At 63.4% G+C, this 20275-nt stretch carries 18 protein-coding genes and 1 pseudogene; 10 read left to right on the top strand and 9 right to left on the bottom strand.

Annotated features, from left to right (window positions below; genetic code table 11):
- Window positions 1–187: 187 nt before the first annotated feature.
- Together ACODS0_RS14145 and ACODS0_RS14140 are read right to left on the bottom strand one after the other, a co-directional pair.
- Complete coding sequence (locus tag ACODS0_RS14145) at window positions 188–1534, bottom strand: branched-chain amino acid ABC transporter substrate-binding protein (protein WP_488835616.1); 1347 nt, start codon at window positions 1532–1534, stop codon at window positions 188–190.
- A complete protein-coding gene (locus tag ACODS0_RS14140) occupies window positions 1531–1749 on the bottom strand; it encodes a hypothetical protein (protein WP_488835614.1) in 219 nt (72 codons plus the stop codon). Before ACODS0_RS14140 ends, ACODS0_RS14145 begins: the two co-directional genes overlap by 4 nt.
- A 119-nt stretch (window positions 1750–1868) precedes the next feature.
- Between ACODS0_RS14140 and ACODS0_RS14135 the strand changes: the two genes are divergently transcribed.
- The 3 genes from ACODS0_RS14135 (at window position 1869) to ACODS0_RS14125 (ending at window position 5422) form a co-directional block, all read left to right on the top strand.
- Window positions 1869–2429 carry a response regulator transcription factor gene (locus ACODS0_RS14135; RefSeq protein ID WP_488835612.1) on the top strand — a complete coding sequence of 187 codons (561 nt, stop codon included), beginning with the start codon at window positions 1869–1871 and terminating at the stop codon, window positions 2427–2429.
- A gap of 315 nt (window positions 2430–2744) precedes the next feature.
- Window positions 2745–3911: an acetyl-CoA acetyltransferase gene (locus ACODS0_RS14130; protein WP_488835610.1), complete on the top strand. Its 1167-nt coding sequence runs from the start codon at window positions 2745–2747 to the stop codon at window positions 3909–3911.
- Window positions 3908–5422 carry an AMP-binding protein gene (locus ACODS0_RS14125; RefSeq protein WP_488835608.1) on the top strand — a complete coding sequence of 505 codons (1515 nt, stop codon included), beginning with the start codon at window positions 3908–3910 and terminating at the stop codon, window positions 5420–5422. Before ACODS0_RS14130 ends, ACODS0_RS14125 begins: the two co-directional genes overlap by 4 nt.
- On the opposite strand, the pseudogene ACODS0_RS14120 reads toward ACODS0_RS14125, so the two are convergent.
- A pseudogene (locus tag ACODS0_RS14120) lies at window positions 5393–5939 on the bottom strand (transposase); the annotation flags it as partial. The gene ACODS0_RS14125 and the pseudogene ACODS0_RS14120 sit on opposite strands and share 30 nt — an antisense overlap.
- A gap of 129 nt (window positions 5940–6068) precedes the next feature.
- Here ACODS0_RS14120 and ACODS0_RS14115 point away from each other — a divergent pair.
- The 3 genes from ACODS0_RS14115 to ACODS0_RS14105 all read left to right on the top strand — a co-directional run bounded on the left by ACODS0_RS14115 (window position 6069) and on the right by ACODS0_RS14105 (window position 8842).
- A complete protein-coding gene (locus tag ACODS0_RS14115; protein WP_488835606.1) occupies window positions 6069–6944 on the top strand; it encodes an alpha/beta fold hydrolase in 876 nt (291 codons plus the stop codon).
- Between the two features lie 516 nt (window positions 6945–7460).
- Window positions 7461–8585, top strand: coding sequence for a hypothetical protein (locus ACODS0_RS14110; RefSeq protein WP_488835604.1), 1125 nt, complete (start codon window positions 7461–7463; stop codon window positions 8583–8585).
- Entirely contained in the window at window positions 8567–8842 is a 276-nt protein-coding gene (locus ACODS0_RS14105; protein WP_488835602.1) for a hypothetical protein, read from the top strand. The genes ACODS0_RS14110 and ACODS0_RS14105 overlap by 19 nt, the downstream gene beginning before the upstream one ends.
- 243 nt (window positions 8843–9085) lie before the next feature.
- On the opposite strand, the gene ACODS0_RS14100 is transcribed toward ACODS0_RS14105, so the two are convergent.
- Window positions 9086–10195: an IS5 family transposase gene (locus ACODS0_RS14100; RefSeq protein WP_488835600.1), complete on the bottom strand. Its 1110-nt coding sequence runs from the start codon at window positions 10193–10195 to the stop codon at window positions 9086–9088.
- A gap of 253 nt (window positions 10196–10448) precedes the next feature.
- On the opposite strand from ACODS0_RS14100, the gene ACODS0_RS14095 reads away from it, so the two are divergent.
- Entirely contained in the window at window positions 10449–10631 is a 183-nt protein-coding gene (locus tag ACODS0_RS14095; protein ID WP_488835598.1) for a hypothetical protein, read from the top strand.
- Window positions 10632–10654: 23 nt separating this feature from the next.
- Here ACODS0_RS14095 and ACODS0_RS14090 read toward each other — a convergent pair whose 3' ends face one another.
- From ACODS0_RS14090 to ACODS0_RS14080, 3 genes are read right to left on the bottom strand one after another with little or no spacing between them, the layout of a single operon-like run.
- Window positions 10655–11602: an electron transfer flavoprotein subunit alpha/FixB family protein gene (locus ACODS0_RS14090; RefSeq protein ID WP_488835596.1), complete on the bottom strand. Its 948-nt coding sequence runs from the start codon at window positions 11600–11602 to the stop codon at window positions 10655–10657.
- A 1-nt stretch (window position 11603) separates the two neighbouring features.
- Window positions 11604–12353 carry an electron transfer flavoprotein subunit beta/FixA family protein gene (locus ACODS0_RS14085; RefSeq protein WP_488835594.1) on the bottom strand — a complete coding sequence of 250 codons (750 nt, stop codon included), beginning with the start codon at window positions 12351–12353 and terminating at the stop codon, window positions 11604–11606.
- Window positions 12354–12395: 42 nt separating this feature from the next.
- The gene (locus ACODS0_RS14080) at window positions 12396–15881 is read right to left on the bottom strand and encodes an indolepyruvate ferredoxin oxidoreductase family protein (protein ID WP_488835592.1); all 3486 of its coding nucleotides are present in this window, start codon (window positions 15879–15881) and stop codon (window positions 12396–12398) included.
- A gap of 114 nt (window positions 15882–15995) precedes the next feature.
- Here ACODS0_RS14080 and ACODS0_RS14075 point away from each other — a divergent pair, with 114 nt between their 5' ends.
- The 3 genes from ACODS0_RS14075 (at window position 15996) to ACODS0_RS14065 (ending at window position 18610) form a co-directional block, all read left to right on the top strand.
- Complete coding sequence (locus ACODS0_RS14075; RefSeq protein ID WP_488835590.1) at window positions 15996–16940, top strand: LysR family transcriptional regulator; 945 nt, start codon at window positions 15996–15998, stop codon at window positions 16938–16940.
- A 66-nt stretch (window positions 16941–17006) separates the two neighbouring features.
- The gene (locus ACODS0_RS14070) at window positions 17007–17861 is read left to right on the top strand and encodes an SDR family oxidoreductase (RefSeq protein WP_063460646.1); all 855 of its coding nucleotides are present in this window, start codon (window positions 17007–17009) and stop codon (window positions 17859–17861) included.
- Between the two features lie 11 nt (window positions 17862–17872).
- Window positions 17873–18610, top strand: a complete 738-nt coding sequence (locus tag ACODS0_RS14065) for an SDR family oxidoreductase (RefSeq protein WP_488835588.1) — start codon at window positions 17873–17875, stop codon at window positions 18608–18610.
- A 53-nt stretch (window positions 18611–18663) separates the two neighbouring features.
- Here the strand turns inward: ACODS0_RS14065 and ACODS0_RS14060 are convergent, their stop codons facing one another.
- Together ACODS0_RS14060 and ACODS0_RS14055 are read right to left on the bottom strand one after the other, a co-directional pair.
- Window positions 18664–19611 carry a VOC family protein gene (locus ACODS0_RS14060; protein WP_060985464.1) on the bottom strand — a complete coding sequence of 316 codons (948 nt, stop codon included), beginning with the start codon at window positions 19609–19611 and terminating at the stop codon, window positions 18664–18666.
- Between the two features lie 118 nt (window positions 19612–19729).
- Window positions 19730–19957 carry a ferredoxin gene (locus tag ACODS0_RS14055; protein WP_060985465.1) on the bottom strand — a complete coding sequence of 76 codons (228 nt, stop codon included), beginning with the start codon at window positions 19955–19957 and terminating at the stop codon, window positions 19730–19732.
- Between the last annotated feature and the right edge of the window lie 318 nt (window positions 19958–20275).

Raw genomic sequence — 20275 nt, 5'->3', positions numbered from 1 at the left:
TCGAGCCGCCCCGCGACACGGGACACGGCTGGTCGTCGATGCGCCAGCCACTAGGTAACCCAAGCCCAGCGACCGCAGTTGACGTGCAACGGTTATAAAGTCTGCCCAATCTCCGGCGATTGCCCAGCATCGGCAGCACGCCCGGGCGGCGAGCGAACTGCTCTCCGAGGTGGCTGCAGTCTATCGGTCATGGCCGCTGCATCTGGCAACCGTGCGGCTGCTGCGCCTGGACGGCGCTGATCTGCCGCACCACGCGGAAGCCGTAGCCCGAGCCTTCCACGTCGAACTTCACGCCCGGCGCGCCCTTTTTGTCCATCACGCCCACCACCAGCGCCTGCTGGAACTGGTGGTCCGCCGCGCGCATGCCGCCGCTGCGGCCCGCGAGCTGCACGCTGGCGCTCTCCATCTGGCGCGCGATGGCCAGCGTGTCCGTGCCGCCCACGCGCTCGATGGACTGGGCCAGGGCCTCCACCATGAGTTGCATGCGCATGTGCACGTAGTCGTCCTGCGGCTTGGGAAAGCGCTGGCGGAAGGACTGGTAGAACGCCTCGCTCCCGCTGTCCGGCACGTTGGGCAGCCAGTCGGCTACGGCCACCACCTTGCCGATGCCGGCGTCGCCGATGGCCGCCGGCGCGCCCATGGCGTTGCCATAGAAGGTGTAGAAGCTGCCCTCGTAGCCCACCTCGCGCGCGGCCTTCACGAGCAGGGTCAGGTCGTTGCCCCAGTTGCCCGTGACCACGGCCTGCGCGCCGCTGGCCTTGATCTTCACGGCATAGGGTGCGAAGTCCTTCACGCGGCCGATGGGGTGCAGCTCCTCGCCCACCACGGCCACGTCGGGGCGCTGGGCGGCGAGCTGCTTCCTGGCCTCGCGCAGCACGGCCTGGCCAAAACTGTAGTCCTGGCCGATGAGGTACACGCTCTTGATTGCCTTGTCCTCGCGCATCACCTCCATGAGCGCGGCCATGCGCATGTCGGCATGGGCATCGAAGCGGAAGTGCCAGAAGCTGCATTTCTCGTTGGTGAGGATCGGGTCCACCGCCGAGTAGTTGAGGAAGACCACGCGCTTGCCCGGATCGCGCTCGTTGTGCTTGTTGATGGCCTCGATCAGCACCGCCGCCGTGGCCGACGAATTGCCCTGCATCACCACCTGCGCGCCGTCGTCGATGGCCGCGCGCAATGCCGACAGCGCCTCTTCGTTGGAGCCCTTGCTGTCGTAGCGCTCCAGGCTCAAGAGGCGCGGCCCGCCCGCGCTGGCGGGCAGCTGCACGCCGCCGCGCGCGTTCACGCGCTCCAGGGCCCAGTAGATGTTGCGGTAGACCGCCTCGCCCGTGTTGGCGAACGCCCCCGACAGGCTCTCGATGAGCGCCACCTTCACCGGCCGGACCTGGGTCGCTGCAGCCACGGGAGCGGCCCCCTGGGCCCAGGCCGACGTGGGCGCCGTCAGCGCGCCCGCGAGGCCCACCACAGCGGCCAAAACGGAAGGACGTAATGCCGCGGCGCCTGCTTTCAAGCCCCCGGATCGCAATTTATTCATGCACTTCTTCCCTTGAAAAGCAACGCCGCCGCACGCAACTCCTGGGCATGCGGCAGCCACATCGAGAGCCGATCAGGATGTACAACCCGCTTTGTCCTGAAGCTTATTCGACGCAACGAGACCTGCTTTCCTGCTTCACTTTCTGTCTCAAAAAGCCGCTGCAGAAGGGTGCTCTCTCTGGCACCATAGCGTCCTCGAATGCGTTCAATCTGCACGAAAAGGCTCTTCGATAAATGTCTTCAGATGACAGTGTACTGTTATGACGTCCACGCACTGGCGCGTGCGGCACCCTTCAGCAAACCCACACGCCATCTATTGGGCTAAGTGACCTGGAATGCCGACCTCGCCTGATCACAACGATCTGCTTTTGGTTTTTGACATCGCCCCCGTAGGACTCTTGGTATCCCGCCAGCGCAGAATTCACTCCTATAACCAAGCGTTCTGCGACATCTTCGGGTATGCCCAGCACATGCTGCAAGGATCCTCTCTCGAATGTCTATATCCCACCAGCACCGAGTTTCAACATGCGGGGGAACGCGCGATACAGTTGATGAGAAAGAAAGGCACCTACGGCGATGACCGCATCATGCGCAAGCGGTCAGGTGAGCATTTCTGGTGCCATGTGATGGGTCGGACGGCGAATCGAGACGATCCCTTTGCTACTACAGTCTGGGTGTTTGAGGATATCTCGGCCGTTCGGCCCGTGACGCATTCACTGACAATACGCGAGCGCGAAATTGCTCAGTTTCTGGTTCAAGGCAAATCCAGCAAGCAGATCGCGCTGAACCTGGGGATTGGACATCGAACCGTCGAAGCCCATCGTGCCCGACTCATGCGCAAGTATGGTGTCACCAGCGCGAGCGAACTGGTGGCGCGCCTGATGGGCCGGGGATAGGTCTGCGAAGATAAACCATGCACTTGATGCGCACTGCACAGATGGCTTGCCCCTGTGGCTTGCGAATCGGACATCACGGCTTGACACAGCATATGCCTACCCATCGCTAGCCGGACGACCACATTGCCGCCTATTGAGCAGATGCGGATGAGAGGACCAGCGCTTTTCATCCATGCAATACCGGGGGTGACACCTGGATATCCTGACTTGAATTACGGGTTTTCCCTAGAGTATTTGGCCAACTGTGCACGAACTGACGGTTTACCTAAAGTACCTCCACCGCTTTGAATTTTTTTTGAACTGGAGAGTGCCGGCATGGCTGTATCGATTGTGGGTTGGGCGCATCTGCCGTTCGGCAGACTTGATGGATTAACGCTAGAAGACCTCATCACCCAAGCAGGCCGCAGCGCTCTTGCCCACGCAGGCATAGACGGCACAGATGTCGACGGGGTCTGGCTGGGTAACCTCAACGGTGGGTTCACTCCCGATGTCTTTGCCTCGTCGCTCGCGCTGCAGTGCGACGACGCGCTGCGCTGGAAGCCCGCCGCGCGGCTGGAGAACGCCTGCGCCTCAGGCTCGGCCGCCATCTACGCGGCCTGCGACGCCATCGAGGCGGGCCGCGCGCTCGTGGCGCTCGTGGTCGGTGCGGAGAAGATGACCGCCGTCTCGGGCGCCGAGACCACACGCATCCTGGGCGACTGTGGCTATTCGGGCGAGATGGGTGAGCCGCCGGGTGGCTTCCCGGGCATTTTTGCGGCCATCGCGCGAGACTACTTCGCCGCGCACGGTGACCACTCAACCACGCTCGCGCGCATCGCGGCCAAGAACCATGCCAACGGCGTGCTCAACCCGTGGGCGCACATGCGCAAGGATCTGGGCTTTGAGTTCTGCAATACCGTGTCGGAGCGCAATCCCATTATCGCGCCGCCGCTGCGCAAGACCGACTGCTCGCTGGTGTCCGACGGCGCCGCTGCCTTGATCCTGGCTGCGGATGGCGCGGCGCCAGACTTTCCGCGCGCAGTGCGCTTTCGCGCGCGCGCCCAGGTCAACGACTACCTGCCCATGGCCCGGCGCCGAGTGGTCGACTTCGAGGGGCCCCGGCGCGCCTGGCAACAGGCACTGCGGCAGGCGGGCTGTGGTGTGAACGATCTCTCGTTGGCCGAGGTGCACGACTGCTTCACCATTGCCGAGCTGCTCACCTATGAGGCCATGGGCCTGGCCCCCGCAGGCCAGGGCCACAGACTGCTAGAAGATGGCGTGGTGCAGCGCGACGGGCGCCTGCCGGTGAACGCCTCGGGTGGGCTCAAGGCCAAGGGGCACCCCATCGGCGCTACGGGCGTATCAATGCACGCGATCTCTGCCATGCAGCTCGTGGGCGAGGCGGGCGACCTGCAGGTGCCCGGCTCCGAACTGGCGGGTGTGTTCAATATGGGCGGCTCCGCTGTGGCCAACTACGTGAGCATCCTGGAGCGCGCCCGGTGAACATAGCCCACCTGCTGCGCCGCAGCGCGCAGATCCACACCCACAAGCCCGCCGTGCTGCGCGGCCACCGATTGCTATTCACCTATGGCGCCCTGGGCGCGCGTGCCGCTGCCCTGGCGGCTTGCCTGCGCGCACGATACGGCGTGCAGCCCGGCGATCGCGTGGCTATCTATGCGGCCAATGTCCCGGAGTATCTGGAAGCCCTGCACGCCATCGTCTGGGCAGGAGCGGTGTCGGTGCCCGTCAACTACAAGCTGCACGCCAGGGAATTTTCCTACGTGTTGAGTGACTCGGGAGCGCGCGCGGTGCTGGTATCGCAGGCGCTGTCGGCCGCAGCGCGGGAGGCTGGCGCACCACCGGCGAGTACGCTGGTGCTGGGCTGCGATGCCTACGAGGCCGCCGTGCGCCATGCGCCCATGGACGTGCAGGACCGCGCGCCCGATGACGTGGCCTCGCTCTTCTACACCTCGGGCACCACGGGCCGCCCCAGGGGCGTGATGCAGACGCACCGCAACCTGCTGGCCATGACGGCCTGCTACTTCACCGACGTGGACGACGTGCTGCCCGGAGACGCCATGGTCTACGCCGCGCCCATGTCGCACGGCGCGGGCCTGTACAACTACGCCCAGGTGCTGCGCGGTGGGCGCCACGTGGTGCCCGCATCGGGCGGCTTCGAGCCCGCTGAGCTGGTGGAGCTGGCAGCGTCCGTGGGCCAGCTCACCCTGTTCGCCGCGCCCACCATGGTGCACCGCCTGGTGGAGCACGTGCGCGCCACGGGCGCCGACCCGTCGGGCTTCAAGACCATCGTCTACGGCGGCGGCCCCATGTACGTGGACGACCTGCGCGCCGCCCTGGACACCCTGGGCAACCGCTTCGCGCAGATCTACGGCCAGGGCGAAAGCCCCATGACCATCACCGCCCTGTCGCGCGCGCAGCTGGCCGACCGCGCCCACCCGCGCTGGGCCGAGCGCATGGCCTCGGTGGGCGTGGCGCAGTCGCTGGTGGAAGTGCGCGTGTTCGATGGGGCCGGCCAGCCCCTGCCCATGGGCGAGACGGGCGAAGTCGTGGTGCGCGGGGAGACCGTGATGCCCGGCTACTGGAACAACCCCGAGGCCACTGCGAAGACGCTGCGTGATGGCTGGCTGTACACGGGCGATATGGGCAGCATGGATGCCGATGGCTTCCTCACGCTCAAGGACCGCTCCAAGGACGTGATCATCTCGGGCGGCTCAAACATCTACCCCCGCGAGGTGGAAGAGGTGCTGCTTCGGCACCCCCAGGTACGCGAGGTGGCCGTGATCGGCCAGCGCGACGCGGAATGGGGCGAAGTGCCTGTGGCCTTCGTTGTGGGCGACGGGATCGCATCCGGGGAACTTGACGCACTTTGTTTGGCGCACATCGCGCGCTTTAAGCGCCCGCGCTCCTACTACTTTGTACAGGTCTTGCCCAAGAACAGCTATGGCAAGGTGCCCAAGATGGCATTACGCGAGATGTTGACTGTCCTGAGCTAGGTGTCCTGTCCCCGTAATTCGTCCGCAAAGTCGAGCGAGTTTCTGGAGGATGGAGTCAGCGGTGGCCGTCCAAGTGACCGGCTTGCAGTTTTCGTTGTATCGGCTGACGAAGAACTCGATCTTGTTGACCCGCTCTTGACGCTGGGGAACGAACTCCGACGGATGGCCTTGTCGGTGTTGATGGCGAAGAAGCGCTCCACTTGATTGAGCCAACTGAAGTATGTCGGCACGAAGTGCATGTGCCACTGCGGACGCTGAGCAAACCAAGCGCACACCTTGGGATGCTTACGGCTGGCATAGTGTCCACGATTCAGTGCCTGCCGAGCTCCAACGGGACGGCCTTGTCAATTTCTCGCAAGAAGGACTGAAATTCCTGATGCCTGTGTCGGGGTTTGCAGCTGGCCAGTACGGCGCCGTTGAGAACATTGAGTGCCGCAAACAGCGTCGTAGTGCCGTGACGAACGTAGTCGTTGGTTACGCCCTCCACGTAGCCGAACCTCATGGGCAGCATGGGTTCCTAAAGCGAACGGATCTTACCGCTCCCTCTTCCCATGTTAGTGCTGCGCGCGCCCTGCCTTGCGAATACAGGGCCTACCCTCAATCTTCCCCAGATCAGGCTGAACCGCGAACGTGTCAGAATTAAATGATGAGCACTTCGACCTCCTCCTTTCTCTCCGACGCAGACGGCACCAGGATCGCGACGTACACCTGGGCCGACGTTTCCGGTAAGCCCGCTGGAGTGGTACAGATCGCCCATGGTCTCGCCGAGCATGGCGAACGCTATGATCGATTTGCAAAGGCGCTGAATGCTGCCGGATTCCTTGTCCACGCGGTTGACCATCGTGGGCACGGGCGCACCGCCAATGGCCGACTGGGTAACTTCGGCACGGCTGGTTTTGGCGGACTGATTGCCGATGTTGCAAAGTTCGGAGCCGTGCTGCGCGCGCAACATGACAACCTGCCGCTGTTTCTATTTGGGCACTCGATGGGATCGTTTGCAGCGCAGGCGGCGCTCCTCGCTCACGCATCGACATGGTCGGGAGCGATTCTGTCCGGATCGACTGCGCTCGACATGTTTGCCGCCGGTATGGCCAATGCACCTGCAGACGCGCCCACCGGACTGGAGGCTTTCAATGCAGGCTTTGAACACCGCACGGGATACGAATGGCTTTCGCGCGACGACGCAGAAGTCGACGCCTACGTCGCCGATCCTTGGTGCGGGTGGGACGTTCCGGACGATGTGATTCCTTCGCTGTTCGCGCCCGCATCCCGACTGGCTGATACAGCGCTGCTGGCAGGCATCCGCAGCGACCTGCCAATCCTGATCGCTTCCGGCGACGCCGACCCGCTCGCCGGTGGTGGTGCGCTGATTCAGCTATTGGGCCAGCGCTACCGCGATGCAGGCATAGCCGATGTAACTGTCACGCTGTACCCGGCCGCCCGCCACGAAATACTGAATGAGACCAACCGCGGCGAGGTGACTGCCGATATCGTTGCCTGGTTGCGCTCACACGCAGCATAAGCAACGTTTCCGTCATGCGGCGGGCGCTACTGCACTAGAGGCGGTGCATTAACGCTACCGTGTGTTGTAGTGCCCGGCAGGTGGGCAATAGCGAATGCCGATCTCGCGGCGTTGGAGCATGAACTGGAGCAGCTTGCTCCCGCCCAGGGCGCGCAGTACGAGAAGCAGATACCCAAGCGCAAGGTACTGCCTGCCAATCTGCGGCTCGGTTCGTAAGCAAGCTGTTATTCATCCACAACGTGTACATGGATTGCCTGCGTCAGGTTGAAACAGATAGCCCCCCCAAAGACCGAGTTCGCCGCATCGGCTATGTTTGCCCGATTGAAGTGCGTCGCAAGGGCCGCAAACCCGCTGCAGATTGCCTTCGTGGTTACCAAGGCAACATGAGAACCAATAACAAAGAAATCTCAATTTGCTGAGCCCCGTTCGCGCTCGCGCCGAAGCCTTCCAATACGCAACCTCCGGGACCGTTCTCGGACAAAATGCTCGCATACTTCGGTGGTGAGGCTTCCGCACATGGGGAATTTCTGGGTCCTGGATGGCCATCTGTCTCGCAAGGAGGTCGCCTGGATCGTGGCGATCCTGTTCTTGCTGACAGCATTCTTCCTGCTCATTGCCGATGGCTATCCGATCCCGTTGGCCGTCCTGGGCTCCCCGTTCGCCGTGCTCAGCGTCGCCGTTTCTGGCGGCTGGGTGACCATGATCTGGTTCCTGTTCGTGCTGATCCGCGTGGCGCTGGTCGGTCAGGATGTTCTGGATTGGATTCGCGGCACGGTGACGGCGATCCTGCTGGGACTTACCCCTCACGCACTGTTCCTCATGGTGCTGAATTCCCGGCTCACGAGAAGCTGGCACAGCCTTGACGGCGTTGAAAAACTCGGTAGTTGGGCTATCACGTATGAAGTCCGGGTGCTGGCGCTGCATGAGCGCTGGAGTTCACTGCTTCTTCCAAGCCCAATGCTGGGCGCGGTGGCTGGCGCGCTGGTACTGGCCGCTGCCTTTTGGCTTCGCAGACCCGTTCTAAACCGCTTCTGGAACGCGCTGGCCGACAGCGCTCGCTGGGTGGGCATCTGCCTGCTTGCTGCTTCCTCGTTCACCGTAGCAACGGCGACACCCTTCGAACGCTGGAGGCCTGACACGGCGGTGCTGGTGCGCGAGCGGATCTCCGATGCAGCGAAGACCGTTGCAACGTTGAGCCTATATCAGCAGGCCAACGCGGAGCTGATGCAATCGCCAGACGAATGGCGCAAGCCGCTGATCGCGATGGCCGTGGCCGTCCCTGACCTGCGATCTCGGAATGCACTGCGGGTTACAGAGATCGAGCCCCACTGGATAGCGGACGAAGTCGCACACCATTCCGCACCCGCTGACCAAAGGCTCAAGTGGATGCTCGACCGGCTCCGCAGCCAAAAGCAGACTCCGCATGTCGCCCTTCCCCAAATGGCAGTCGAGCCGACGCTGACGCTTTGCGACTGGCGATCCTGGATGCCGAAGCTCGAACGGAGGGCGAGAGCAAGCAGTTCCGGGAACTGGTCGCAGGAGCCATCGCCGGCGCTGCCTCTGACTACGCCAAGCGGTACGCTGGCGAACTTGCGTCCGCGTTCATCGAGGATGCTGCGAAGGTGCTGGCCGGGAAAGTGATAGGCAGCGTGCCGGCGCCAGGCGATCTGCTGCGCTGGATGGACGGGACATTCGTACCTGTCCACATGCGGGCCTGGCTCACGGATCAGTTTGAGCAGGCCAAGGAGATCATGTCCCGCCCGGACGTGGTTTGGCAAGTAAAGGCGAACCTGGAGGGCCACGCGAGATCGGCCGAGATGGCGCGCGTGAACCGCGAGCGGGCGGAATTCGAACGGAGGGTTCGCCAGATGGCGGAAGGCAGACGGGTCAGGCGCTAGGAGCCCCTTGGTGATCGCCCGTACACTGAATTAGCCTCCCGCCCCCGCTCAATTCAGGAAGCCTCAGTGACCTGCCCCCTTTAGGGGTGCCAGTGTAAAGTTAGCAGGCTGTTGAAATTCGCATCGATGAAGCGACCAATGCATCCGGCGCCGATCCATTCGGAGACTGAAGCCGCCTCATCGAGGTTGGACGGTCTGGCGCGTCCCGCACTGGGGTGGTCTGATGTCGGCTGCCACTGCTCATCACCGCACTCCCTGCGGTGCCTGCCCGAGCATTCGGGCCATTCGCACGATGTTGCTGGCCGTCATCGTCAGCTTGAAGTGCTGGTCAACACGACGGATCCCTCGATACACCGTCTGCCGAATGCCTCCCACTGTCTTGCCCCAGCCGAAGTGCTCCTCGATGCGCTTTCTGATCGTCTGACTGATGCCATAGCCGACGTGCCGGGTCGTTCGGCCGTCCAGTGCGCTGCCCCCGATGCGTGTGTCGTTGCAGGCCACGTGGGGCGTGACCTTGCGTTGCCTGCACGCATCAATGAAATCGCGCGTGTCGTAGGCCTTGTCCGCCCCAAGCGTCTTCGGGTGCTTGCCCGGCAGCGTGTCGAGCATCGCCAGCGCCGCTGCTCTCTCGCCCATGCCATCGGCGTGCGTGACCACTGCTCCCACCACCAGGCCTGATCGGTTCTCCATCAGCACATGGCCCTGGTAGGCCAGGATCGCCGCCGTGTTGTGGCTCTTCCTGAAGAGCCGGGCATCCGCATCGGTCTTGCTCGCATGCGTGTCGTTGCTGCGCGGCTTGCCCTTCCAGTTGGCCTGGGGGTTGCGTCCCCCGGCCACACCACCGTTGGCGTCGTCATCGCTGCCGTCCTTGGGCACGAAGCTCTTGTGGCTGGCCCAGGCCTGGATCAGCGTGCCGTCCACAGAGAAGTGCTCCTTGCTCAGCAGCCCGCGCTTGTCGGCCAGCGTCATGGCTTCGGTGAAGAAGTTCTCCACCACTGCGTGTTCCAGCAGCCGGTCTCGGTTCTTGGAGAAGGTGGAGTGGTCCCAGACTGCATCGTCGATGGCCAGCCCGATGAACCAGCGGTACAGCAGGTTGTAGCGCACCTGCTCCATCAACTGGCGTTCGCTGCGCACGGAGAACAGCACCTGGATGAGCATGGCGCGCAGCAGTTTCTCCGGGGCAATGGAGGCGCGCCCGCTGTCGGCGTAGATCGTGTTGAACAGGCCGTGCAGCCGCGACAGCGCCTCGTTAACCAGCGCCCGGATCGGACGCAGCGGATGATCCGCTGGTACGAAGTCCTCCAGCTTGGCTACCGTGAACAGCGATTCCTGCAAACCGTCTTCTCCACGCATAGTCCCTCCACATCCATGGATGATGGTGAAGGTATCAAGATTCGTACCCCACAGCCACAGTGTTTGTGCGGGGGAATTTCAACAGCCTGTTAGTGAATCCAAGGTTGTGGGGACTCTCCGGTGACTACCGAGCATCACCAGTGCGCTGGCGGTGCTCGGCAGCTCAGCTTGCTTCAGCGCGTAGTCCATCTGGTCCTCTGTGAACTGGCATTTCCCTATTGCATGATCTCGCGGCCCTTCTCAAGGCTTCTTCATGCCGGTTCATTCTGTTATTGGTACGGAAATTGGGGACGGACTCACCGCGTCCGGTGCCAATGGTATCGAGTTGCACACTTTCGAGGTAATGCTGTTGTACGGAATTGTGGAGTGGAACTTTGGTAAGAGCAGGCGGCTGCGGATGCTCTCGCTCACGCACTTCCTGCAGACATTGGCGTAGCAATCCCATGGCGTAGCATCCCCTTACGAGAGCACCTGGCTCAATTCCGGCAGGGCCGTGAACAGGTCGGCCTCCAGCCCATAGTCGGCCACGCTGAAGATCGGCGCCTCCGGGTCCTTGTTGATCGCCACGATCACCTTGGAGTCCTTCATGCCCGCCAGATGCTGGATGGCGCCCGAGATGCCGGCGGCGATGTACAGCTGCGGCGCGACGATCTTGCCCGTCTGGCCCACCTGCAGGTCGTTGGGGGCGTAGCCCGCATCGACTGCCGCACGGCTCGCGCCGATGGCCGCGCCCAGCTTGTCGGCCAGGGGCGTGATGACTTCGTCGAACTTTTCCTTGCTGCCCAGGGCGCGGCCGCCGGAGACGATGATCTTGGCGGCGGTCAGCTCGGGGCGGTCGCTCTTGGCGATCTCGCTGCCCACGTAGCTGCTCTTGCCGCTGTCGGCAACGGCGGCAACGGCCTGAACGCTGGCAGTGCCGCCCGTGGCGGGGGCGGGGTCGAAGCCCGTGGTGCGCACGGTGATTATTTGGGTGGCGTCCGCGCTTTGCACCGTGGCGATGGCGTTGCCGGCATAGATGGGGCGCTCGAAGGTGTCGGCGCTCACCACCTTGGTGATGTCGCCGATCTGCGCGACGTCCAGCCTGGCTGCGACGCGAGGGGCCACGTTCTTGCCGCCAGCCGTGGCGGCGAACAGGATGTGGCTGTAGTCAGGTGCCACGGCCAGTACCTGGGCGGCCAGGTTCTCGGCCAAGCCATGAGCCAGTGCCTCGCCGTCGGCGTGCAATACCTTGGCCACTCCCTCGATTTGCGCGGCCGCAGCGGCGGCTGGCGCGCTTCGTGGCCCGGCCACAAGCACATGCACCTGCCCATCGGAGAACATGCTGATCTGGCGCGCGGCGGCCACGGTATTCAGGGTCGCGCCCTTGATGGATGCGTTGTCGTGTTCAGCAATAACGAGTACCGACATGTCAGATCACCTTCGCTTCGTTCTTGAGTTTCTCGACCAGGGCGGCCACATCAGCCACCTTCACGCCCGCGCCGCGCTTGGCGGGCTCGCTGACCTTGAGGGTCTTGAGGCGGGGAGCCACGTCCACGCCGAGGTTCTCGGGCTTGACGATGTCGAGCTGCTTCTTCTTGGCCTTCATGATGTTGGGCAAGGTGACGTAGCGCGGCTCGTTCAGGCGCAGGTCGGTGGTGATGACGGCAGGCAGCGTCAGGGCCAGGGTTTCCAGGCCGCCGTCGACTTCGCGGGTCACGCTGACCTTGTCGGCAGACAGCTCTACCTTGCTGGCGAACGTGGCCTGGGGCAGGTCGGCCAGGGCGGCGAGCATCTGGCCCGTCTGGTTGGCGTCGTCGTCGATGGCCTGTTTGCCCAGGATCACGAGGCCGGGCTGTTCCTTGTCGACCAGGGCACTGAGCAGCTTGGCCACGGCTAGCGGCTGCAACTCGGCGTCGGTTTCGACCAGAATGGCGCGGTCGGCGCCGATGGCCATGGCGGTGCGCAGGGTTTCCTGGCATTGGGCCACGCCGCAGCTCACGGCGATGACTTCGGTCACCAGGCCTTTTTCCTTCAGGCGCACGGCCTCCTCGACGGCGATTTCGTCGAAGGGGTTCATGCTCATCTTGACGTTGGCGATGTCCACACCCGTGTTGTCCGACTTCACGCGGACCTTCACGTTGTAGTCCACCACCCGCTTGACGGCGACAAGAATTTTCATATGTATCTCCTTTGGAATGGGTGCAGCCTTGTCCTGGCTGCCTTAACCTTGGGAAAGGCCGGACTTCGTTCGCCAGCGGGCCAGGAGTTCCAAGGCCTTCTTCTGCGCGACCTCGTGCTCGCGCGCCTTCACATGGCCATAGCCTCGCACTTGCTGGGGCAAACGGGCGAGCGCCAACGCCTCGTTGAAGTTGTTGCTGTTCAGGTCTTTCAGCAGGTCTTCAACCAAGGCCTCGAATTCGTCGATTGCCGCACGTTCCTCCCGCCGCTCCCGAGTCCAGCCGAACGGATCGAAAACTGTTCCGCGCAGGAACCGCAAACGGGCCAGGAGACGGAAGGCCGTCTGCACCCAGGCGCCGTAGCGCTGCTTGACTGGACGGCCTTGCGCGTCGCGGCGCGCCAGCAGCGGCGGTGCCAGGTAGTAGCTCACGGTGAAATCACCTTCGAAGCGCTCTTGCAGCCGGGCAAGGAAATCACTGCTGGTGTGCAGGCGAGCAACTTCGTATTCATCTTTGTAGGCCATCAGCTTGTAGAGGCTCATCGCGACCTCGCGCGCCAGGCGCTCTCCCCCGACACGCGCTTTCTCGACATCGGAAACACGCCGCACGACCGCCGCGTAGTGCTGCGCGTAGCGTGCATTCTGGTAGTCGGCGAGCCGCTCAGTGCGATCGGCCAGAATGCTCGCAAGAGACGCTGTTCTGCTCGGCATCAGCATCACCTTCTCGTCGGAAGGCAGGCCGGCCGCGCGGCGCACCGCAGCAGGATCCAGCGCAGCCTGGCGTCCCCAGGCAAACGCTGCGCGGTTCATGCCCACCGCGGCGCCGTTGAGTTCGATGGCGCGCAGCAACGAATCCTCTTGCAGAGGCACCCAGCCCTTTTGCCATGCAAAGCCCAGCAGGAATACGTTGGTGGCCACGGCATCCCCCATGAGGGCGACTGCCAGGCGGGAGGCCTCCAGAGACTCCACCTGGGCAGCGGCCGAGCCGACCCGCTCGAGCATCGCTTCGGGTGACGCCTGCCAGTCGGGATCCCGTGTAAAGCTGCCCGTGGGGGCCACGTCCGTATTCAACACGGCGCGAGTGCGCCCGGACGCCATGGAAGCAAGCGCATCCCCGGCCGCGGCCACCATCAGGTCGCAGCCGAGCACCACGTCCGCCTGTCCGCGCGCTACCCGCGCGGCATGCAGTTGGACGGGATCCGCCGCCAGCCGCACATGGGACATCACCGCCCCGCCCTTCTGCGCCAGGCCTGCCATGTCCAGCACCAGCACCCCTTTGCCTTCGAGATGCGCGGCCATCCCCATGAGGGCACCGATGGTCACTACGCCGGTGCCGCCGACCCCGGCCACCAGAATGTTCCAGGGGCGCGCCAAGACTGGCAGCTCGGGTCGCGCCATGCCGGTGGGCGGTGCCACGCGGTCACGCTGGGGCTTTCGCAGTTCGGCGCCATCGAGCACCACGAAGCTTGGGCAGAATCCGCGCACGCAGGAGAAGTCCTTGTTGCAGCCGCTCTGATCGATCTGCCGCTTACGCCCCAAGGGCGTTTCCAGTGGCAGGATGGAGACGCAGTTGGACTGCACGCCGCAATCGCCGCAGCCTTCGCACACGGCCTCGTTGATGACCACTCGACGCGCCGGATCGACCAGAGTCTTCTTCTTGCGCCGGCGGCGCTTCTCGGCCGCGCAGGTCTGCGCATAGACGATCACCGACACCCCCTTGACGTCGCGCAGCGCACGCTGCAGCGCGTCCATGCCGTCACGGTGCGACACCTTGACATCCTTGGGGAAGTCGTCCAAGGCCTGAAAGGCCTCGGGCTCGTCGCTCACCAGGTGCAGTTCCTTCACGCCTTCGGCGGCAAGCTGCCGCAGCAACTGGGGCACCGAAGGTGCGCCTTCGACTGGCTGACCTCCCGTCATGGCGACAGCATCGTTGACCAGCAGCTTGTAGGTGATGTTGACACCGGCAGCCACGGCAGCCCGGATGGCCAGGGAGCCCGAGTGCATGTAGGTTCCATCGCCCAGGTTGGCGAACACATGTGGCGTATCCGTGTAGGGCGCCTGCCCTATCCACGGCACCCCTTCGCCGCCCATCTGGCTGAACGTTTCCGTGCGGCGATCCATCCACATCGACATGTAGTGACAGCCGATCCCCGCCAGCGCGCGCGACCCTTCCGGCACCTGGGTGCTGGTGTTGTGAGGACAGCCCGAACAAAAGTAAGGGAGCCGCTGGGGCACAGGCGCATCGGATGGGGAGCGAGTTGCCACCACCGCCTGACGCTCCAACCACACCCGCACCGACTCCGGCAGCACGCCTTGCCCGTACACCTTGACTAGGCGCGCAGCGATCACATCAGCGATGCCGGCTGGCGTGAGCTCGCCATTAGGCGACAGCAGGATGCCGCTGCTGGGAACCTGAACCCATTCGCCCGATTCATCGTATTTGCCGACCACGCGGGGGCGATGGGGTTCGTTGTAGAGGTGCTCCTTGATCTGGTATTCGAGTACCTGGCGCTTTTCCTCCACGACCAGTATTTCGTCGAGGCCCTGTGCGAACTCGACCACGCAGGTGGGTTCCAAAGGCCAGACCACGCCGATTTTGAGCAGGCGCACACCCAGCGCCTGTGCGGCCGCCTCGTCCAAGCCCAGCAGCGACAGCGCCTCGCGCACGTCCAGGTAGCTCTTGCCGGTGGTGCAGATACCCAGGCGTGCGTCCGGGACTGCCCAGTCCTGGCGATTGAGCTTGTTCAGGCGCACGTATTCGAGCAGTGCATACAGGCGCTCGCGCTGCAGCCGGTTCTCCTGCTCCAGCGGAGGATCGGGCCAGCGGATCGAGAAGCCGTCGGCGGGAACCGGGTAGGACTGTGGAATCTTGATCTCGACCGACATCGGATCGATGTCGAACGACGACGAAGACTCGACCGTGTCGCTGATCACCTTGAAGCCCACCCAGCATCCGGAGTAGCGCGACATGGCGTATCCGTGGAGTCCGAATTCGATGAATTCGTGTACTCCCGAAGGATGCAGCACCGGAATCATCGCAGCGATGAATGCATGCTCGCTCTGATGCGGCAGGCTGGATGACTTGCATGCGTGGTCGTCTCCCGCCACCAGCAGCACGCCGCCATGCGGAGCGCCACCCGCGATGTTCCCGTGCTTGAAGACATCGCCACTGCGGTCCACGCCCGGTCCCTTCCCGTACCAGAGGGCGAACACGCCATCGACCCGTGCCTTCGGATCCAGGCTCACCATCTGCGTGCCCCAGACCGACGTTGCCGCCAGCTCCTCGTTGAGACCGGGCTGAAAGCGCACCTTGTGCTTGTCCAACAGCGCCCGGTTCTTCCACAGCTCCTGGTCTACGGCGCCCAGGGGAGAGCCACGATAGCCGGAGACGAAACCTTCGGTATTCAACCCGGCGGCCTCGTCACGCGCCTTTTGCGCCAGCAGCAGCCGAACCAGCGCCTGCGTACCGTTCATGTAGACACGGCCGGCGGGCAATTCGTACTTGTCCGCCAGGGAAACGGGAGGGGTCATGGGGATATCTCCAGGTTGCTCGCGCAACCTTTTATTTGAACATTTATCTATATTTTGTTCATATTTATGGCATAGTCAAATTCAATTTTTGAACCCCAGGTATTTGCCTTTCCAATGACAATCGGTCTGCCTGCCCTGCCGCGCTTCACGCTGCGCCAACTGCACTACTTCGTGGCCGTGGCGCGCTGCGGGCAAATCTCGGCCGCCGCAACGGAAATCGGCCTGTCGCAGTCGGCCATGACCCTGGCGATCGCGGACCTGGAACAGGCCATGGGCACGGCCTTGCTGGATCGCGGACGCCAAGGCGTCACCCTCACCTTGCAGGGACAAGGCTTTCTGCAGCACGCCGAATCCGTTCTGCGCATGGCCAACGAGGCAGCCCGCTTTCCGATACATGGGCGCGACCTCCACGGGAAGCTGGAAGTGGCCGCGACCTACACCGTCCTGGGGTACTTCCTGTTGCCCGCCCTCGCGCGTTTCTGCGAGCTGTACCCCCGGATAGAACTCTCGCTCGAGGAAATGCCGCGCAAGGACATCGAGGTCCGCCTGGCGAGCGGCCAACTGGAAATGGGCGCACTTTTGCTGTCCAACCTGGAAGCGCCGGAGCGCCTGGAAACCCGCGTCCTGGAAAGGTCCAGGCGTCAGCTCTGGATGGCTGCGGGCCATGAATACGCGGGCCGGGGGAGCGTGAGTTTCGAAGAACTTGCGGCGCTCCCCTACATCCTGCCCATGGTGGACGAAGGCGACCGCAATGCCCGGCGGTACTGGGCCGACGCGGGGCACACACCCCACAAGATTATCCAGACGTCTTCCATGGAGGCGCTGCGCGAGATGGTCGCTCTCAACCTGGGCGTGACCATCCTGTCGGACATGGTGTTCCGGCCATGGTCCCTGGATGGGCGGCGCATCCACGCCGTTCCCATGGACGCGCGGCTGCCGGTCATGGAAGTCGGCCTGGCTTGGTCCGCAGGCCGTGCATTGAGCCCCTGCGCAGCAGCGCTGGAGCAGTTCCTGGGCCGATCATTCGCTAACGGCGCACAGGCAACGTCAAGAACCTAGATATGAACGATTTTTTAATTTCTGCCTACAATCTGCCAGATATTCTGCATAACCAGGAGACAGTACATGCTTATCGATTTGAGCCACAAGCGCGTCATCGTGACGGGCGCCTCGCGCGGAATTGGCCGGGCCATTGCCCGTGCCTTTGCTAAAGAAGGGGCCCGCGTTGCGGTCTGCGCCCGCACGCAGGCCGACATCGAAGCGGTGGGAGCCGAACTGGCGACGACGGCGCAAGCCGTGATCGCGCGCGCGGTCGACGTCACCGACACCGCGGGCGTGAAAGCCTTCGTGGATGAGATCGCAGCCGCCTGGGGCGGCGTGGACGTCCTGATCAACAACGCGGGCCAAGGCCGCGGCGGCAACCTCGACACCCTCACGCCAGAGCAGATCCTGGAACACGCCAACGTGTTGCAGATGGGCCATTTCCGCTTCATCCAGGCCGTGGTCCCGCACATGCGAAAGCAGCGCTGGGGGCGCATCGTCGAGATCAATGCGCTGGCCGGCACCCAGATCACCCCGGACGGCATCCCCTCCGTGGTGAACCGCGCGGGCTGCATCGCCATGTCCAAATCGCTGGGCATGTCGCTGCCCAAAGACAACATCCTGGTCAACACCCTCAACATGGGCTGGATCGACACCGGACAGTGGGACCGCCACTACCGTGAGATGCCGCCCGGCACGCCGCGCGAGGAATTCGACGCCATGGTCCTCAAAGTTGTCCCCCTGGGGCGTTTTGGCAAGCCGGAAGACGTCGCCGGCATGGCGCTGTTCCTCGCAAGCGACTACGCCAGCTTCATCAGCGCGGCCTCCATCGACATTGCCGGTGGCATGGGCGGACAGATTGCCTACTACCCGACCCTCAAAAGGGACTTCGGCGCGGCCATGGCCTTGCGCTATCCCAGCCCGGACACCCAAGCCTGAGGCCCGGCTACGTGAACGAGGCCCAACGACACCTGCAAGGCAAGGTCGCCGTCGTCACCGGCGCATCGTCAGGCATCGGCGAAGCCATTGCCCATGAGCTCAGCGCCGCGGGCTGCAGCCTAGTGCTGACCGCGCGCCGCGCCGAGCGCTTGAATGCGCTGTGCGCCCAGCTCCCCGGCCCGGCAGTCCCCCTGAGCGCAGCGATCGATGAGCCCGCCACGGCGCAGGCTCTGCTGGAGTTGGCCCACCGAACCTACGGCCGCGCCGACATCCTGGTCAACAACGCCGGCATGCTGGTCAGCGGTACGCTCGAAACCATCGATCTCGATGGCCTGATGCAGATGACGCGCACCAACTACGATGCCGTGGTCCGGACTTCCTATGTGTTTGCGCGCGCATTCAAGCAACAGGGCGCGGGCGCCATCATCAACGTGTCCAGCGTGGGGGCATACCTGAGCCATTCTTCCATGGGCGTGTACGCCGGGTTGAAGCAGGCCGTCGAGGTGTTCAGCACTGCGCTGCGTGTCGAACTCAAAGGCAGTGGCGTGCGTGTGGGCACCATCGCGCCCGGCACCACGGAAACCGAGATCTTTGACCGGCTGCGCGCCTCGGGCCAACCGGTCCGGGCGGACCAGACACCGGCCCTACAGTCGTCGGATGTCGCGTCCGCCGTGCGTTACATGCTCGAGCAGCCAAAGCACGTTAGCGTGGCGCGCATGCTGATGGTCTCGTCTTCGGAATCAGTCTGAAACGCCGACTCCCGTGCTGGCGGCCCAGCGCGGAAGTCGGCAAGCGGGCTGCGTCATCCCTGTTTGTACTTGGCCAGCAACTCGGGCTCGAGCAGTTCTTCGGGCGTCCGTACGCTCGGGCCGAGGATCGGGCCCACCACTTCATGACCCCAGGTGCTAAGCTTCTCGGGATTGAGTTCGAAGCCGTCGTCATGCCAGGGTTCGAGCTCGGTGATGGTCTCGAGTGCAAAGCCGCCCGGCGAGAAATGGTAGAAGGAAGCGTGCGGATCTTGAGAGTGCTGTCCCAGCGTCATCATCATCGGGATCCCGCGCTGCTTCACGATGTCGTAGGTCTCGCCGACGTCGCGCAGGCTTTTCACAAACAGGCCCACATGCTGGACACCCATCTTCCCAGGTCCGTATCCATAGGCGATATCGTGGCTGGTGTAGCTGTTGAGCTTGGAGCGGTAAAACGCCGTCTGGCCCTTGCCGGCCCCTGGGCCGTAGTAATGGAAGCCCATCAGCTTGACGAAGAAATCCTGCAGTTCGGGTGGCCATTGCGGAGTGATCACGACCAGATGCCCCAACCCCCGCACGCCGGCCACAAAGCCCCCGTGAGGGCGGCCTGGCGTGAAGGAACGGGGCATCCATTTTTGACCATGGAACATCTCATGCTGGTAGCCGACCGGGTCACGAAAACGGAACACTCCCTTGACGCCACGCTGCTCGCACAGGGCCGCATCGCCCATGGTGACTTCCACGCCGTGTTCTTGGAATCGGGCAATCGCCGCCTCGAACTCGATCTTTCCCTTGGCCTCCCAGCCGATGTAGGCCAGGCGATCGATCTTGCCGGGATGGAAGGCAAACCGGTGCCGCCGATCGTCCGTGCGGAAGTAGAGAGAGTCCGGATCTGACGCCGGAGACTGGCCAACCTGAAAACCCATGACCTGCGGCCCATACTCCCGCCATTCGTCCACCTTGGTTGTCTCGAAGCCGAGGTATCCAATACCTATGATGTCCATGTTGATGCTTTCCCGTAAGCTAAAAAAACCGATGCCCCGCAGAACGAGTCATCGGCGACAACCAGCCATGGGATGCGCCAGCGCCCGCCGACGGCAGACCCTGCTGCCCCCCGGCCAATCACGACTGAATCGCTTCGATGACCAGCGCTTCCGCGGGGCAGGCCGCGGCCCCTTCCCTCGCCTCCTCCTCAAGCCCGCCAGGGATGAGCTCGGATTCGACATATACCAAGCCGTTTTCATCCAGCTTGTACACCTCGGGGCAGAGTTGGGCACACAGCCCGTAGCCGCAGCAACGACCGCGATCCACGATCACTCGAAGTGTGGGGGTTTTCCCGTGGGTACTCATAATTTTCCTTTCGATGCAGCGGGTTCGATGTTGCTGCGCGTAGAGACATATGCACATTATTCGATAAAGTGTTGATTTTTAATTCAGGGTTCTCCCTAAACCGCCCTTCGCGCCCCCACACTTTGCACCTGCGCGCAACGACCCACGAGCCGACCCGGTACTCCCGTCCCCACAGGACGCCCCTGAACAGACGTACGATAGATAAAACTCCATACAGAATGCACTTCGCCACTTAGAATGCCCGCTGCTGCAGACAGGTGGAAGTTTTGTGACGCCCCCTCGTTCCAACACTTCCGAGGCAGTGACCTGCATTCAATT

The organism is Acidovorax sp. FG60 (assembly GCF_057808995.1).
This window is presented reverse-complemented; position numbering and strand designations above follow the sequence as displayed.

Coding starts and splice junctions, on each gene's coding strand:
- ACODS0_RS14095 (WP_488835598.1), top strand. CDS start 10,449: ATGCCGGTTCATTCTGTTATTGGTACGGAAATTGGGGACGGACTCACC.
- ACODS0_RS14130 (WP_488835610.1), top strand. CDS start 2,745: ATGGCTGTATCGATTGTGGGTTGGGCGCATCTGCCGTTCGGCAGACTT.
- ACODS0_RS14055 (WP_060985465.1), bottom strand. CDS start 19,957: ATGAGTACCCACGGGAAAACCCCCACACTTCGAGTGATCGTGGATCGC.
- ACODS0_RS14070 (WP_063460646.1), top strand. CDS start 17,007: ATGCTTATCGATTTGAGCCACAAGCGCGTCATCGTGACGGGCGCCTCG.
- ACODS0_RS14090 (WP_488835596.1), bottom strand. CDS start 11,602: ATGTCGGTACTCGTTATTGCTGAACACGACAACGCATCCATCAAGGGC.
- ACODS0_RS14145 (WP_488835616.1), bottom strand. CDS start 1,534: ATGAATAAATTGCGATCCGGGGGCTTGAAAGCAGGCGCCGCGGCATTA.
- ACODS0_RS14085 (WP_488835594.1), bottom strand. CDS start 12,353: ATGAAAATTCTTGTCGCCGTCAAGCGGGTGGTGGACTACAACGTGAAG.
- ACODS0_RS14110 (WP_488835604.1), top strand. CDS start 7,461: ATGGGGAATTTCTGGGTCCTGGATGGCCATCTGTCTCGCAAGGAGGTC.
- ACODS0_RS14115 (WP_488835606.1), top strand. CDS start 6,069: ATGAGCACTTCGACCTCCTCCTTTCTCTCCGACGCAGACGGCACCAGG.
- ACODS0_RS14080 (WP_488835592.1), bottom strand. CDS start 15,881: ATGACCCCTCCCGTTTCCCTGGCGGACAAGTACGAATTGCCCGCCGGC.
- ACODS0_RS14135 (WP_488835612.1), top strand. CDS start 1,869: ATGCCGACCTCGCCTGATCACAACGATCTGCTTTTGGTTTTTGACATC.
- ACODS0_RS14100 (WP_488835600.1), bottom strand. CDS start 10,195: ATGCGTGGAGAAGACGGTTTGCAGGAATCGCTGTTCACGGTAGCCAAG.
- ACODS0_RS14060 (WP_060985464.1), bottom strand. CDS start 19,611: ATGGACATCATAGGTATTGGATACCTCGGCTTCGAGACAACCAAGGTG.
- ACODS0_RS14075 (WP_488835590.1), top strand. CDS start 15,996: ATGACAATCGGTCTGCCTGCCCTGCCGCGCTTCACGCTGCGCCAACTG.